The organism is Butyrivibrio sp. NATIVEDY162 (assembly GCF_045999815.1).
GTDB lineage: Bacteria > Bacillota > Clostridia > Lachnospirales > Lachnospiraceae > Butyrivibrio.
The window spans coordinates 1,790,851-1,806,533 of record NZ_CP172573.1 but is presented as its reverse complement, the minus strand read 5'-3'; the positions used below and the strand labels follow the sequence as shown (position 1 = coordinate 1,806,533).

Genomic DNA, 15,683 nt, shown 5'->3' with positions numbered 1-15,683 from the left:
ATAAAGAGTAGGATTTATTTAGATGTAAACTTAAAGGAGATGCCGTATGCCAAAAGGAACGAATCAAAAACTTAAGCTTTATTATCTTGCAAAAATACTGATGGAAGAGACAGACGATTATCATGGGCTCACTATGCCGGATTTGTTGCAGGAGCTTGAGGCTTATGGCGTAACGGCAGACAGAAAGAGCATTTATTCGGATATAGAGGCTTTAAATGAGATTGGACTGGATGTAGTTGGTGAAAAGAGTGGCAAATACTTTGTTTATCATATTGGCAGCAGGAGATTTGAGCTTGCCGAATTAAAGCTTCTTGTGGATGCAATCCAGTCCTTTAAATTCATAACTGAGAAAAAGTCACAGGCTCTTATAAAAAAGCTTACTACTCTTGCCAGTTCCTATGAGGCTGCGCAGCTTGAAAGACAGCTCTCTGTTCAGGGCAGAGTAAAGACCATGAACGAGAGTATATATTACACTGTTGATGAGATTCATGCTGCTATTTCTGAGAATAAGAAGATAAGCTTTAAATATATGAATTGGGATACTAACAAAAAGCTGGTGCCCAGAAAAAATGAGCCTTATATCGTAAGCCCTTGGAGACTTACATGGAATGATGAGAATTACTATCTTATAGCTTTCGATGCGGCTGCGGATAAGATCAAGCAATACCGCGTTGATAAGATGGATAAGCTCACAATTCTTGACGAGAAGAGAGAGGGGAAAGAGCTTTTTAAAGCTTTTAATTTGTCAGCATATACTAACAGAGCTTTCGGCATGTTCGGAGGCGAGGGTACTATGGTCACACTCACCATAAAGGATGAGATGATAGGAGTCCTGATAGACAGATTTGGTAAGGATATCGCAGTTAAGCCTTCCAAGAAGAAAGGCTGGTCTGATGTCAGAGTAGAGGTTGCTGTAAGCGAGCAGTTCTTTGGCTGGATTTTTGGACTTGGATCTGCTGTAAAAATATCCGCCCCTGCATCTGTGGTAAAAGAGTACAAGGAAGAGCTTGCTAACCTTGTAGAATTCTACAAATAAAATATGCTCCAATTTATGAAACTGTGCTATAATTTGTCTGTTTTGAGTATAAACGGACATAAACGATAATGTACTGTTTTGCTCATGCTTCGGCTAAGGATGAGTGAGACAGTACTTTTTTGTTGTTATCGTTATAGTCCATTGCAGAGTTTGATTAGATGGGAGATTATTATGAAGAAGGACAAAATCAAACCTATGCTGTTTTCCGTGATAAAGAATTACTCGGCAAAGCAGCTCACCACTGATGTCATATCAGGAATCATTGTTGCAATCATTGCACTTCCGCTTTCTATAGCGCTTGCACTTGCATCGGGAGTAGGCCCTGAGGAAGGTTTATACACAGCAATAGTTGCAGGATTTATCATTTCATTTCTTGGTGGTAGCCGTGTTCAGATAGCAGGTCCCACAGCAGCATTCGCAACAATAGTTGCCGGAATAGTTGCTACAAGCGGAATGGAAGGGCTCATGATGGCTACGATAATAGCCGGAATTCTTCTGATCCTGATGGGAGTTTTAAGACTCGGTTCACTTATTAAATTTATTCCTTATACAATTACAACCGGTTTTACAGCCGGTATCGCGGTGACAATTCTCATAGGACAGATCAAGGATTTCCTCGGTCTTACATATCCCAAGGGAACAGTTACCATAGAAACTACTGAAAAGGTTGAAGCTATTATTCAGAATATTTCAACCATAAATGTTCAGGCGCTCATTGTCGGACTTGTATGCCTTGCAGTGCTTATTATCTGGCCTAAATTCTTTGAGAAGATACCGGCTTCACTTATAGCCGTTATCGTTGGTATTGTAATGGTCAAGGTTCTTGGCATGAAGGTTAACACTATTGGTGACCTCTATACCATAAATGGAGGACTTCCCAAGTTCCACGCACCTGTATTTAGCTGGAAACTGGTAAGAGGATCTTTTTCAAATGGTTTTACCATTGCTATTTTGGCAGCAATAGAGTCACTTCTTTCAGCAGTAGTTGCTGATGGTATGATTGGCTCACATCACAGATCCAATATGGAACTTATCGCTCAGGGCTGTGGTAATATCGGATCAGTTCTTTTTGGAGGTATCCCTGCAACCGGTGCTATCGCAAGAACAGCAGCCAATATTAAAAATGGTGGAAGAACCCCTATCGCCGGCATTGTTCATTCTATAGTCCTTTGCCTTGTGCTTGTGGTTCTTATGCCTTATGCAGCACTTATTCCCATGCCTACAATTGCGGCAATTCTTTTCCAGGTTGCCTACAATATGTGTCAGTGGAGACCTTTCACACATCTTTGTAAGACAGCTCCTAAGAGTGACATTATCGTACTTGTTACAACCTTTGTTCTTACAGTAGTATTTGACCTTGTTGTGGCTATTGAAGTTGGTATGGTTCTTGCTTGCCTCCTTTTCATGAAGAGAATGAGCGAAGAGACTTCAGTCCGCGGATGGACTTATGTGGATCCTGATGATGCAGACCTTGAGAAGCAGGATCCCGACAGCATTGACCTTAAGGTAATACCTAAGCATGTTCGTGTGTATGAGATTAACGGCCCTATGTTCTTTGGTGATGCTGATGCTCTTGCCAATATCACAACCAAGGAATTTACCAAGTGCCTTGTTATCAGAATGAGGAGTGTTCCTGCACTTGATGCTACAGCTATGAGATCACTGGAGATGCTCTATGATGACTGCAAGAGTAAGGGTGTACGCCTTATCTTTTCACATGTTAACGAGCAGCCCATGAGAACCATGGAGAAGGACGGCTTTGTTGAGAAGGTAGGAAGAGAGAATTTCGCAGCACATATCGATGAAGCTCTGGAGAAGGCAGCAGAGCAGAAAGCGTGATTGTCAGCAGATACATCATTTCCTAATTACATACACTTTTTTACGGATATTCAAATGTGATATAAAGACTCTTATTCATGAAAATGGATAAGAGTTTTTTATTCAATAGGAAATTCCTTCGGATTTCCTATTGAATAAAAAGCGCTCCGCTAAGGATGCGACTGGTGCGCAGATGAATTTTGCAAGCTAAAGCTTGCGCGCACCAGCGCGCAAAGAGTCGCGAGCGACTCTTTGTTCGTGGAAAAAAGAGGTACCAAAAAGTAAAATGACATGAAAATGTTAAGAGAATCGGTCGATGGTGTGTAAATACTTATCCGCAAGAATTGAATATTGAAGAAAAATAATTGAATATATACTTTTTAAAAGTATGTGTGGATAATTGATATAGGGCAATTAATCATCTATATACAATTTAAAATATTGTGTGGATAATTGGAGATAGGACAATAAATAAGTCTGATTAAAATAGCAAATTTAAGATAACGGGGGCATGGTATGGAAAAAATATGTATCGATGAAAAGTGGATTTTCAGAAATGGTTTTGTGGATTCTCTTGGAGCACTTAATGAGAATCCGGGAGAAGAAGTCAATCTTCCTCATGATGGAATGATTGGGACGAAGGTAAGTCCTGATGCACCTGCAAAGTCAGACAGCGGGTATTTTGTCGGAGGTCTTACAAATTACACCAAATATATAATGATTCCAAAGGAATGGGAAGGTGACTGCGTAGGAATACAGTTCGACGGAGCCATGATGAACGTAACAGTTGACGTTAACGGCTGCAAGGTAGGAAGCCAGCACTACGGTTATGCACCTTTTTACGTGGATTTGACAGATTACGTGACCTTTGGAGAGGAAAACAGAATAACGGTAAACTGCAATACCAGTATGTATGTGAATTCAAGGTGGTACACAGGATCGGGACTGTACAGAGGCGCTGTGTTATGCCATGGACCAAGGGTTCATATTGCAAATGATGGAATTTTCGTTCGTACAAAGGAAGTTGCGGATGACTATGCATCCCTTGAGGCTGAGGTTGATGTAGAGAACTGCACACTTGAGAACAGGCTTGTTGAGGTGGCACTGACTATTACTGGAGAAAGCAATAAGGATGGCGGCCCCATCGATAAAACTAAGGAATATACGATAAAACGTGTGATTCAGATTAATCCCGGAAAAACTGAGACTGCCAGAATAGCGCTGAATGTAAAGAATCCTGTTCTTTGGGATGCGGATAATCCAAATCTCTACAAAATAAAAGCACAGGCAAAGAGCCTTGGCATCTATCGCACTCATTTCATCCCCGAAGAGCAGACAGAGACAGATGAAGCGCAGACTCTTTTTGGAATAAGAACAATCACAGCTGATGCTGTTCGCGGACTAAAGATCAACGGGAAAACCGTAAAACTTAAAGGCGGATGCCTGCATCATGACAATGGACTTTTAGGGGCAGCATCTTTTTATGAAGCAGAGGCCAGAAAAGTAAAGAAGCTTAAGGAAGTAGGATTTAATGCCATAAGAACAGCGCACAATCCGCCGTCAGCAGCACTTGTAGAGGCTTGCGACAGGCTCGGAATGTATATATTTGACGAAGCCTTCGATGCGTGGGGAATGGCTAAGCGAGGAGGCGATTACAGCCAGTTCTTTGCAAACGACTGGGAAAAAGACCTGACTGCTTTCATAAAAAGAGACAGAAATCACCCCGCGGTTATACTCTGGTCAACGGGCAATGAGATACCTGAAAGAGGAGGGCTTGATAACGGGTATACTTTGGCAACGGAGCTTGCTGAGACTATAAGAAGACTTGACGGAACAAGGCCTGTAAGTAACGGAATATGCTCTCTCTGGGCAGGACTTGATGATAAGCTGATGGCTAATCAGAGCCAGAAGCAGAACTCCTCCGAGGGACTTTTTGATACCACATGGGAGACCGTAACAGAGCCATTTACCAACGGACTTGACGTAGTGGGTTACAACTACATGGAGGATATCTACGAGAGAGATCACGAGATGTTCCCTGAGAGGGTTATCCTTGGCTCTGAGAATTTTCCTAATCAGATAGGCTACAGATGGCCGATGGTAGAAAGGCTTCCTTACGTCATAGGTGAGTTTACCTGGACGGCATGGGATTATCTGGGAGAAGCGGGAATCGGCAAGGCTGTCTATGTGGATGAAAATGACGAGCTGGCAAAGGGCAATGGATGGGAGCTGATGCCACCCTCAGGATCACCTTATCCCTGGAGATGCGCTAACGATGCGGATTTTGATATTACAGGACACATGATGCCGCAGGGAGCTTACAGAAGCGTTGTGTGGGGAAGCAAAAAGACGCATCTGTTCTCAATGCACCCTGAGACCTTCGGAAAGACAGAAGTTATGACATTCTGGGGATTCCCGGCTCTTTTCTCAAGCTGGAATTATGAAGGATGTGAAGAAAAAAACATAAGACTTGTTGTATTCTCCAATGCTGAGGAGGTTGAAGTATTTGTAAACGGAAGGTCAGTAGGGAAAAAATCTGTAAACATGGAGCGCCCTATGCCATATTCGGTACATTTTGACACCATATATGAGGCAGGAAAAGTTGAGGCCGTAAGCTATGCCGATGGAAAAGAAGTTAGCAGAGATGAGCTTCTTACAACAGGCGAACCTGCAAAGATAAGGCTTATCCCTGAAAAGAAGATTATGCAGGCTGATGGACATGATCTATTGTATGTCGGAATCGAAGTGACAGATAGCGATGGCAATGTGGTTCCGGATGCAGCAATAGCATTAAAGGCTGAGATTACGGGAAATGCTGCTCTTGCAGGCTTTGGCTCAGGCAATCCCAGGACAGAGGATAATTATACAGATGGAGAATCTGAGAGCTTCCATGGACGCGCTCTGGCTATTCTCCGTGCAGACTACAATAAAGGTCATGCCACACTAAGGGTTTTGGCTGAAGGATTAGGCGAAGCTAAAGAGGATTTTAAGGTGGAATGATTTCATGTGGGCTAAACAAGGAAAAGACCCACAAGAAGTCATGATTTAAAATATCGATACTACAAGGACGGAAAAATGACAGAAAAAAATATTATGTGGTATGAGAAACCGGCGACATGCTGGGAAGAAGCGCTTCCTGTGGGAAACGGAAGACTGGGGGCAATGGTAATGGGCGGAGTGCCCAGAGAAGTCATATATCTAAACGAGGATAGTATCTGGAGCGGAAAGCCGGTCAACAGGATAAATAAGGATGCACATAAGTATCTGGAAGACATTAGAAAACTCATACGTGAGGGAAGAATTCCTGAGGCTGAAAAGCTCTCTCTTATGGCTTTGTCAGGTACGCCGAATTCCGAGAGGTCCTATGAGACTGCAGGAGAACTCATTATTGAGTTTGAAAACGGTGGAGATTATACAAATTACAAAAGGCAGCTCGTGATGGAAGAAGGCACAGTGCATGTGTCCTATGAATGCGGATCGGCGAAATACAAAAGGGAATTTATTTCGTCATATCCGGATCAGGTTATGGCGTATCATTTTACTGCAGAGGGAGCGAAGATTGGCTTTACCTGCAGACTTGACAGATGTCACAACAGACTTGATGAAGTGTGGGCAGATGGGGATGAGTTTGGATTTAAGGTTGAATCAGGTACGGGAATCCCTTTTGCTGTCAGGGTTAAGGCGGCGCTCAAAGATGGCGAAGTAAAGACGATTGGGGAGCACCTGATAGTTAAGGATGCGTCTGAAGTTACACTTTTCATAGATATCAGGACAGAGTTCTATGAAATGAGTATGGATGAGGCTACAAAGCTCAATTCCAAGGCAAGTGGTGAATTAAAGGCAGAGGAAGGATTTTTGCCCGGTAGTGATTATCTCCAGAAGGGAGAAAAAAACCTGGATGCGGTTGCAAGTAAGGGCTGGAGTAATATCTTTGCAGATCACAAGGAAGACTTTGGCAGGAAATTTGGCACATTATTCCTGCGATTGGGAGAAGACCCCGCTGCGGGAAATGATTGTTCTGATGCAGAAATGGCTAAGAGTGCGGCGAACGCCAAGGAAGGAATTGGTGGCACTACCAAGCGTCAGAATGAATCTGAAAATTGTAATTCCCGGGCTACAGATAAAAGGCTTCAGGCTCTGAAAAATGGCGAGAAGGATCCCCAGCTCTTTGCATTGTATTTTCAGTATGGAAGGTATCTGCTTTTGTCATCAAGCAGAGGAAAGTGCCTGCCTGCGAACCTCCAGGGAATATGGAATAACAGCATGACACCGCCCTGGGACAGCAAGTTTACCATAAATATTAACGCCGAGATGAACTACTGGATGGCAGAGAGCGGGAACCTGTCGGAGTGCCATATGCCGTATTTCGACCTCTTAAGGAGAGTATGCGAAAACGGAAAAGAGACAGCTCAAAAGATGTATGGCTGCAGGGGCTCTGTGGCTCATCATAATACAGATATTTACGCAGACACAGCGCCACAGGATCACTACATTCCTGCCAGCTTCTGGGTTATGGGAGAAGCCTGGATGGCAACTCATATCTGGGAGCATTACCTTTTCACAGGGGACAGAGACTTCCTTGAGAAGAATTTTGATGTGCTTGATGAATGCGTGGACTTCTTTGAGGACTTTTTGATAGAGGGAGAGAACGGAGAGCTGGTGACATCGCCATCTGTATCTCCTGAGAATGTCTATATCATGGAAGACGGGACAAGAGGATGCCTGTGTGAAGGCGCAACCATGGATGTTGAGATTCTCATGGAGCTTCTGGGAGGATATATCAGGGCCTGTGAGGTTTTGGGAGGATATAACAGGGTTAGTGAGGTTCCGGGCGAGCAGGTTGTCACACATGAGATAGAGGATGAATGTGAATCTGCAAAGAATTCATATTTCATAAAAGCAAAAAGAGCTGAGAGTATTTTAAAAAGGCTTCCTTCCATAAAAATCGGAAAGCATGGACAGATTCAGGAATGGATGAAGGATTATGACGAACTTGAGCCTGGACACAGGCATATATCTCACTTGTATGGCGTCTATCCCGGAAGTTCTATAAGCTACGAGAAGACACCGGAGCTGATGAAGGCGGCGAGAGTGACTCTTGAAAGAAGACTTGCAAACGGAGGCGGACATACGGGCTGGTCGAGAGCATGGATCATCGGATTGTGGGCTCATTTTCTTGATGGAGAGAAGGTATATGAGAATCTTCATGCACTTCTTTGCAAGAGCACTTTTGACAACCTCATGGACAATCACCCCTACGGAGCGGGTGCAGTTTTCCAGATAGACGGAAATCTTGGCGCATCAGCGGCTATTCTTGAGTTGCTGGTTCAGTGCCGTGATGGTTATGTAAAGCTTCTTCCTGCGCTTCCTGAGGAATTCTCTGAAGGCTGTGTTAGCGGAGTATGCCTAAGAGGCGGCTATGAGCTTTCTATGGAATGGAAGAATATGAAGGTTACAAAGTGGGAGATTAAGAAAAAGAACTGTGATAATTATGGGACAGATAAATGTGATGCAAAAGATTCTGTGATAGGTGGAAATGTTGTGGCCGGAGGTGCTGAGACTTGTAATGCTGTGGCTGAGAAAGCTGTGGTTGGAGATGCTGTGGCTATGAATGCAGTGGCCGGAGATGCTGAGACTTGTAATGCTGTGGCTGAGAAAGTTGTGGTTGGAGATGCTGTGACTAAGAATGCAGTAGCCGGAGATGCTATGGCGGATTGCGCGCAGGAGCTGACTGTTTGTGTAAATGGGGAGGATAAGGTAGTAAAGCTATGATGGATGTAATCCCTGCGAAGGACAGAAGAATTTCAAAAATTACTGAAAAACAAGGCGCAATTTTCATGGAGTCGGAAGCGGGAGTTTTGCGAATTATTCCGCAAAAGGGCGGTATAATCAGGGTATCGTTCTCTGCTGATGGGGAGTTTAATAAGGATCAGGGATGCGAATATGAAGACTTTTCAGGGAGCATAGAATATAAGATTCCCGAGGGTGACTTTGAGGTATCGGAAAACAAGAAGAACAAAATACATCCGGATAAAGAAAACGCCGAAACGGAGAACCATGGCATCAGACCGGAAAACTGCGACATAAAAATTGTAACAGATGAAGGGGAAGTGCGCGTAAACAGGGAAAGCGGAGCGGTATCTTTTTATAATTTTGCAGGTGAATGCTTGCTTAGTGAACGGGGGAAGAATCCAAGGGAACTTGAGAGAATTCCGCTGTACATAACAGTAAATGCGGACAAAGCCAAGGTTGAGGAGATAGTAACTCCTGACGGCGTAAAAAAGAAGGTAAAGGCAGCAGACCGCGAAGAATATGGTTATGCCTACAAAACAAGAACCTACTTTGAATTTGCTGATGATGAGGAACTGATCGGATTCGGGCAGGGCGAGCACGGTGAGTGGAATCTTAGACACAGCACCTACTATGTTCACCAGGGCAACAGGAAAATCGGCATCCCCATGATGGTTTCAAGCGGGAAATACGGGATTTTGTTTAGCACCTCTTCACTTTTGATGTTTTCTGAAAATAGTGAAAGCGCCTTTGTTCAGACTGAAGCGGATTGTTATCTTGATTATTATTTTCTTTTTGGGGAAACTCTTTTTGATGTGGTAAGAAACTACAGAAGACTTACCGGAAAGGCAGCTATGCTTCCAATGTGGGCTTACGGCTATATGCAGTCCAAGGAGCGGTACGTAAGTCAGGAGGATATATTGGAAACTGCCGCAGAGTTCAGGAAGAGGAACATAGGTGTAGACTGCCTTGTCCTGGACTGGATGAGCTGGGAGGATAACAAGTGGGGACAAAAAAGTTTCGACGCTTCCAGGTTCCCTGATCCCAAGGCGATGACAGAAGATCTGCATAAAAAGGGTATCAGATTCATGATGTCAATCTGGCCTAACATGGCCGGTGTTACCGAAAACAATGCAGAGTTCAAGGAAAAAGGGCTCCTTCTTCCCGGAACTGATATTTATGATGCTTTTTCTGAAGAGGGAAGAGATTTATATTGGAGTCAGGTCGAAAGAGCACTACTTCCTGCAGGTGTTGATGCCTGGTGGTGCGATTCAAGCGAGCCTATAACGCCTGAGTGGGAGCATCCTGTAGAGCCTTCCGACGGAGAAAAATACTATGAATACAAGAATGATGCTGCAAACATAATGCTTCTTGATAAGGCTAATGCATTTGGAAAATATCACGCCAGAACGATTTGGGAGGGACAAAGAAGAAGCTCACAGGAAAAGAGAGAAGATAACCTCACAGGAACGTCACAAGAAAAGAAAGAAGACAATCTCACAGGAACTTCATCGGAAAAGAGAGCGGATAACCTCACAGGAACGTCACCGGAAGAGAGTGTGGATAACTGCACAAAAAATTTACCGGAAAAGAGAGTGGTGAACCTTACCAGAAGCGGCTGGGCAGGAAGCCAGAAGTATGGAACAATTCTGTGGTCAGGAGACATATCAGCAAGTTGGAATACTCTCCAAAATCAGGTTAAGGCCGCCTTGCAGTTTGCTGCGAGCGGGATGCCTTATTGGACACTTGATATCGGTGCTTTTTTTGTAAAGCATGGTATTCAGTGGTTCTGGGATGGTGACTATGAAAACGGAATAGATGAGGCATATAAAAAGCTGTATGTAAGATGGTTCGAATATGGTGCATTTCTGCCTGTTTTCAGAGCTCACGGAACTGATATAGAAAGAGAACCCTGGGCGTTTGGCGATAAGGGCGACAAGTATTATGAAGCTATCTGCGAGACCATAAGGAACAGATACAGACTGATGCCATATATTTATTCCCTTGGCGCAGCGGCGCATTTTGACGATGGCATGATGATAAGACCACTGATGTTTGATTTTGGTGATGATGAGAAAGCGGTTGGAATATCAGATCAGTTCATGTTTGGAGATAGCCTGATGGTGTGCCCTTTTGTCCATGATTCAAAGCCAAAGAATGATGCGCAGGGCTTAACAGTGGATGGCACTGAGACTGAAGATGTGCAATTATCACAGGAGTTACCAGTAGATGCCACAGAGACAGGAGAAACACAATTATCACAGGGCTTAACAGTGGATGGCACTGAGACAGGAGAAGTGCAATTATCATTGGGATCAACAGGGGACGTCACAGATATAAGAGACGTGTATTTGCCAAGTGGATCTGATTGGTATGAGTTGGATCTGAGAGCTATCTTTGTGAAAAAAGAAAAAGGTGAGAAGTTTTCCTGCAAACGCTACGAGGGCGGACAAACTATCCAATGCGAATGCGATATGGACAGAATCCCTGTATTTGTAAAGGCGGGTTCAGTTATTCCTACTAAGAAGCCTCTTGGCTGCACGGATGATATGGCAGATGAGGATATTGAAGTTCTGATATTTCCGGGTGCGGATGCAAACTTTAATCTCTATGAAGATGCCGGTGACGGATATGGTTATGAAAATGGTGAATACTGCATAACAAGGCTCTCTTGGAGTGAAGCTGATAAGACCTTTTCATGGAAAACAACAGGCGATGAGAAGTTCCGCAGAGGCAGAATAAGTGATATAGTTATCGGCTGATAAAAAAGGTTGCCGCACAAATCAGTGCGACAACCTTTTCAGTTTGAAAGGACACTTGTGTATAATTCTTCGAGTTTGTTAATGTGGGTTTCAAAACTATAGCCTTCATCAGCCAGCTTAAGGCTTTGACGACATGCCTCTTCCCAGGAAGCGCGGTCAGAATAATAGGAGATGATTCCATCTGCCATTCCGTCAACATCCTGAGGGCGATAGAGTTTTCCGTTGATATCTTTGGATACCACCTGCGGGATTCCGCCTACTTCGCAGGACACGATGGGAAGTGCATAGCCCATCGCTTCCAGAATGGACATGGGCATGGCTTCCATGTGTGAGGGAAGGAGGAAGATGGAACTTTCCTTTAACAACTTTGTTTTTTCATCGCCACGTATCCAACCGGGCATAAGGACTGTACTTTCAAGGTGCAGTCTTTTTATTTCTGCTTCCGTAGGTTCGGTCTCACCTGTTCCGCCGAGAACAAATTTCACTTCGGGGAACACTTTTTTTACCTTATCAGCTATCGCAGGGATATCAACTACGCCTTTTAATTCATCAAAACGTCCGAGGTACAGGATTTGTTTTTTGTTAAATCGATCATCCATCACCTTTTCAGAAGTCATCTCAGGCACAATAACGCTGTAATTGGGAATTACTTCAATCATGGTGGCGGGAACTATTGCAGATATTTTTTCCTTCCACTCTGCTGATAATACGACAAGCTTTGTACATTCACTGTAGCTCTTTTCAACCATGCGCTTTTTCCAAGCGGGAGCATTAGTATAGAGCTCATCAAGGGCTGAGCCGTGAATGTGATTGATGATCGGAATCCCGGCTTTGTGTGCCATGCTGATAATGGGATATTTTCTGAAAAAGCTCGGACCAAAGGACGAGTGAACATGCACTATATCCGGACGGTTTGTTTTTAATACATGTCTGAATTCGCGGTAAGCTCTGAGAGCTTTTGCAAGCTTTGTTAGCTTTCCACCATCACAGTATGATTCCACATATGTTATATCAAAATCCTTCTCGAGGCGGCTTCCATAGTAGCCTCCGGTAACAGCTGCAATTCCGCCCTTTACATTAGGATCCTGGACTATCATGCATATTTTGGTTTTTGCCGGATTTTGTGTTGTTTGGGAATTGTTATTGTGATTTGACATGTCTGCTTCTCTTCTTGGTATTTTGTAATGTGAATTGGTATATCTTTTATTATCGGGTTTATTAAATACCAACATATTACCATATTTTGGCAAAAAAGCTATCTTGGTTAGAGAAGCGACTTGATAAATTGTATAAGCGTTCTGCTATTATCGGAGGAATGTGTAGGGTAGCAGAGTGAGAAGGAATGTAAAAGGGGGTGTTTCTGCTACTATCGGGGGAATGTGTAGGGTAGCAGAGCAAAAAGGGAGTTTGTTTCTGCTACTATCGGAGGAATGTGTAGGGTAGCAGAGTAAAAAGGAATGTCGCTTCTGCTACTATCGGGGGGATTGTGTAGGGTAGCAGAGAAAAAAGGAAGTATGTTTCTGCTACTATCGGAGGGATGGCGAAGGGTAGCAGAACAAAAAGGAAGTTTGTCTCTGCTACTATTGGAAGAGTTACACAGGGTAGCAGAGCAAAAAGGAAGTTTGTCTCTGCTACTATTGGAAGAGTTGCACAGGGTAGCAGAACAAAGCAAGATAAGTACTATTTCAATGCTAGAAATACGACATGAGTACAAAATGAATAAACAAAAGACCATCTAACTTGTGGTAAAATGGACATAGCAATTGCATTTTTGATTGAAGAATAAAGGGGGAAGCCTCATGGAACTTAAGAGAATAGATAAGGACTTTACGGTATGCAAGGTTGAGAACCTTGAGCAGGTAAATATGAAGAGGGATTTTATCTTTGTGAGCAAAACTGATGAAGAAATCTCAGTAGTATGCGAGACAAGAGATGTTCCGGAGAATACCACAGAGAGAAGCGATGGATTCAAGGCTTTTAGAATTGAGGGAAAACTTGATTTTACGCTTATAGGCATTCTGTCCAAAATATCTACAGCTCTTGCCAAGAACAACATAGGTATATTTGCGATTTCCACATACAACACAGACTATATTCTTGTGAAAAAAGAGGACTTTGAAAAAGCAGCAGAAGTGCTTGATGAGAAGGGTTACAGAATAACAGGCTAAGAGCTTTTAAAGTACTTGATAAATACAATTACAAAACAAACCGGAAAAAAAGCAAGTAAAACACCTAAAGCAAACCGGAAAAAAACAAAAGCAAGCAAAACACCCAAAGAAAACCAGAAAAAACAAAAGCAAGTAAAACACCCAAAGCAAGCCGGAAAAAACAAAAGCAAGTAAAACACCTAAAGCAAACCGGAAAAAAACAAGTAAAACACCCAAAGCAAACCGGAAAAAACAGAAGCAAGTAAAATACCCAAAACAAACCGGAAAAAACAAAAGCAAGTAAGCATTACTCAAATATGCAATGCACTAAAATATATACAGAAAGGTAACAGACAACAATGAATTCAGAAACAAAAAAGAACTTGGATTACGTACAGGCGGTGCTTAAGGAGGCAGAGATGTATGCTCACGCAGCACGCCTTTTGACATATGATCAGGAGACAATCTGTCCTGAGAAAGGTATGGAGGAGCAGGGAGAGATTACAGCATTTTTGCAGAACCAGGTATTCAAGCTTCAGAAGCAGGCAAAGTTTGAAGAAGCTATGCTGTATCTGTATGAGCACAGAGACGAGCTTGAAGAGTTTGACAGAGTGTGCGCAGAGCAGCTTTACAGAGAGTATGCAAAAACAAAAAACATAACAGCTGATAAGCAGCTTGAGTTCTCAAGGATAATGAACAAGGCATTTGTGGATTGGTCAGCTGCAAGGAAGAATTCGGATTTTTCAATGTTTGCGGAATCTCTGAAAAAAGTGAGAGATGCTAACATAGAGATGGTAAGGTTACGCGATCCCGCAGATGCTCAGGTTCTAAACAGCCCTGCTACAAGTGCTAATACAGTAACAGCAGGTTCAGATGCGGAAGCAACCACAAACTCAGCCGCAGATGTAAAAACGGCTTCAGCAACCACAAACTCTGCAGCCTCAATGGCTCCAAGCCTTGATCCTTCTGATAAGAATTATGTCATCGGCCAGCTCATTGGTGATTATGAGCGTGGGATAACGGTAGAGGAGCTGGATGAGTGCTTTGAGCACTGCAAGGAGAGACTTGTTCCTCTTCTTAAGAAGATCATGAATAGCAAAAAGAAGATCCGCACCGACTTCATGCACAAAGAGGTATCGGAAGAACAACAGAGAAAGATGACAGAGTATCTCATAAGCGTAATTAAGTACGACATGACAAGGGGAGCGTATTCCACATCTGAGCATCCTTTCACAGACTGGATGGGCAAGAACGATATCCGTATCACAACTCATTACTATCCTACTGATTTTGCGGCAAGTATGTATTCCATAATCCATGAGGGCGGACATGCACTTTTCGAGATGAACCAGCCTGCAGAGAATTATGATCACTTTATCGAAGGTGGCAAGACACTTGGAATGCATGAGTCTGTTTCAAGAATGTATGAAAACAGAATCGGACGTTCAAGAAGCTTTATAAAGCTCATTTATCCCAAGACCTGTGAAATATTCCCTGAGGTTATGGAGGGAGTGTCAGAGGAGGAATTCTACGAAGCAATAAATGTAGTTGAACCTTCACTTATCCGCACGGAGTCAGATGAATTTACATACACTTTTCATATCATAATCAGATATGAGATTGAGAAGGAAATCATAAGCGGAGACATCGACATTGCAGACATACCACGCAGATGGAGAGAGAAATACGAGGAGTACCTTGGAGTATCTCCCAAGACTGACAGAGAGGGTGTTCTTCAGGATGTGCATTGGACATCGGGATTTGGATACTTCCCGACTTATTCTATGGGTAACATGTACAACGCAATGTACTATAACCGCATGAAAAATGAGATAGATATCGACAAGGCAGTCGAGAGTGGAGATTTTGATACAATCAATAACTGGATGAAGGAAAATGTATTTAAGAAGGCTGACAGACTTTCACCCGCTGAGTGGATCAAGGATATTACAGGCAGAGATTTTACAGCAGATGATTTCCTTGATTATCTTGAGGAGAAATATTCAGCGCTGTATGAACTGTGAACTGTAAGGTTTTATTACCTTGATAACCTGCCGGCATAAGCAGGGAGATAGAATAGATAACCTGCCGGCATAAGCAGCCTAAACATCATAATAACGGGTTTTGGCT

General features: G+C 43.1%; 10 protein-coding genes. 9 read left to right on the top strand and 1 reads right to left on the bottom strand.

All coding sequences use genetic code 11. From position 1 onward, the window contains the following. The first annotated feature begins 46 nt into the window (after positions 1–46). From ACHCNF_RS07370 to ACHCNF_RS07350, 5 genes are all read left to right on the top strand, one after another. A complete protein-coding gene (locus ACHCNF_RS07370) occupies positions 47–1,036 on the top strand; it encodes a helix-turn-helix transcriptional regulator (RefSeq protein ID WP_408072142.1) in 990 nt (329 codons plus the stop codon). 171 nt (positions 1,037–1,207) lie between these two features. Beyond that, positions 1,208–2,875, top strand: a complete 1,668-nt coding sequence (locus ACHCNF_RS07365; protein WP_408072141.1) for a SulP family inorganic anion transporter — start codon at positions 1,208–1,210, stop codon at positions 2,873–2,875. Between the two features lie 495 nt (positions 2,876–3,370). Next, positions 3,371–5,854, top strand: a complete 2,484-nt coding sequence (locus ACHCNF_RS07360; RefSeq protein ID WP_408072140.1) for a glycoside hydrolase family 2 TIM barrel-domain containing protein — start codon at positions 3,371–3,373, stop codon at positions 5,852–5,854. Between the two features lie 75 nt (positions 5,855–5,929). After that, the gene (locus tag ACHCNF_RS07355; RefSeq protein ID WP_408072139.1) at positions 5,930–8,626 is read left to right on the top strand and encodes a glycoside hydrolase family 95 protein; all 2,697 of its coding nucleotides are present in this window, start codon (positions 5,930–5,932) and stop codon (positions 8,624–8,626) included. Further along, positions 8,623–11,406, top strand: coding sequence for a glycoside hydrolase family 31 protein (locus tag ACHCNF_RS07350; RefSeq protein ID WP_408072138.1), 2,784 nt, complete (start codon positions 8,623–8,625; stop codon positions 11,404–11,406). The genes ACHCNF_RS07355 and ACHCNF_RS07350 overlap by 4 nt, the downstream gene beginning before the upstream one ends. A 38-nt stretch (positions 11,407–11,444) precedes the next feature. Here the strand turns inward: ACHCNF_RS07350 and ACHCNF_RS07345 are convergent, their stop codons facing one another. Next, positions 11,445–12,563 carry a glycosyltransferase family 4 protein gene (locus tag ACHCNF_RS07345; protein WP_408072137.1) on the bottom strand — a complete coding sequence of 373 codons (1,119 nt, stop codon included), beginning with the start codon at positions 12,561–12,563 and terminating at the stop codon, positions 11,445–11,447. 380 nt (positions 12,564–12,943) lie between these two features. On the opposite strand from ACHCNF_RS07345, the gene ACHCNF_RS07340 reads away from it, so the two are divergent. The 4 genes from ACHCNF_RS07340 (at position 12,944) to ACHCNF_RS07325 (ending at position 15,577) form a co-directional block, all read left to right on the top strand. Continuing rightward, positions 12,944–13,114 carry a hypothetical protein gene (locus ACHCNF_RS07340; RefSeq protein ID WP_408072136.1) on the top strand — a complete coding sequence of 57 codons (171 nt, stop codon included), beginning with the start codon at positions 12,944–12,946 and terminating at the stop codon, positions 13,112–13,114. A gap of 91 nt (positions 13,115–13,205) precedes the next feature. Then, positions 13,206–13,574, top strand: coding sequence for an ACT domain-containing protein (locus tag ACHCNF_RS07335; protein ID WP_408072135.1), 369 nt, complete (start codon positions 13,206–13,208; stop codon positions 13,572–13,574). Between the two features lie 15 nt (positions 13,575–13,589). Further along, complete coding sequence (locus tag ACHCNF_RS07330; protein ID WP_408072134.1) at positions 13,590–13,748, top strand: hypothetical protein; 159 nt, start codon at positions 13,590–13,592, stop codon at positions 13,746–13,748. Between the two features lie 164 nt (positions 13,749–13,912). After that, complete coding sequence (locus tag ACHCNF_RS07325; protein WP_408072133.1) at positions 13,913–15,577, top strand: carboxypeptidase M32; 1,665 nt, start codon at positions 13,913–13,915, stop codon at positions 15,575–15,577. The last annotated feature ends 106 nt before the right edge of the window (positions 15,578–15,683 follow it).

Coding starts and splice junctions, on each gene's coding strand:
- ACHCNF_RS07370 (WP_408072142.1), top strand. CDS start 47: ATGCCAAAAGGAACGAATCAAAAACTTAAGCTTTATTATCTTGCAAAA.
- ACHCNF_RS07365 (WP_408072141.1), top strand. CDS start 1,208: ATGAAGAAGGACAAAATCAAACCTATGCTGTTTTCCGTGATAAAGAAT.
- ACHCNF_RS07360 (WP_408072140.1), top strand. CDS start 3,371: ATGGAAAAAATATGTATCGATGAAAAGTGGATTTTCAGAAATGGTTTT.
- ACHCNF_RS07355 (WP_408072139.1), top strand. CDS start 5,930: ATGACAGAAAAAAATATTATGTGGTATGAGAAACCGGCGACATGCTGG.
- ACHCNF_RS07350 (WP_408072138.1), top strand. CDS start 8,623: ATGATGGATGTAATCCCTGCGAAGGACAGAAGAATTTCAAAAATTACT.
- ACHCNF_RS07345 (WP_408072137.1), bottom strand. CDS start 12,563: ATGTCAAATCACAATAACAATTCCCAAACAACACAAAATCCGGCAAAA.
- ACHCNF_RS07340 (WP_408072136.1), top strand. CDS start 12,944: ATGGCGAAGGGTAGCAGAACAAAAAGGAAGTTTGTCTCTGCTACTATT.
- ACHCNF_RS07335 (WP_408072135.1), top strand. CDS start 13,206: ATGGAACTTAAGAGAATAGATAAGGACTTTACGGTATGCAAGGTTGAG.
- ACHCNF_RS07325 (WP_408072133.1), top strand. CDS start 13,913: ATGAATTCAGAAACAAAAAAGAACTTGGATTACGTACAGGCGGTGCTT.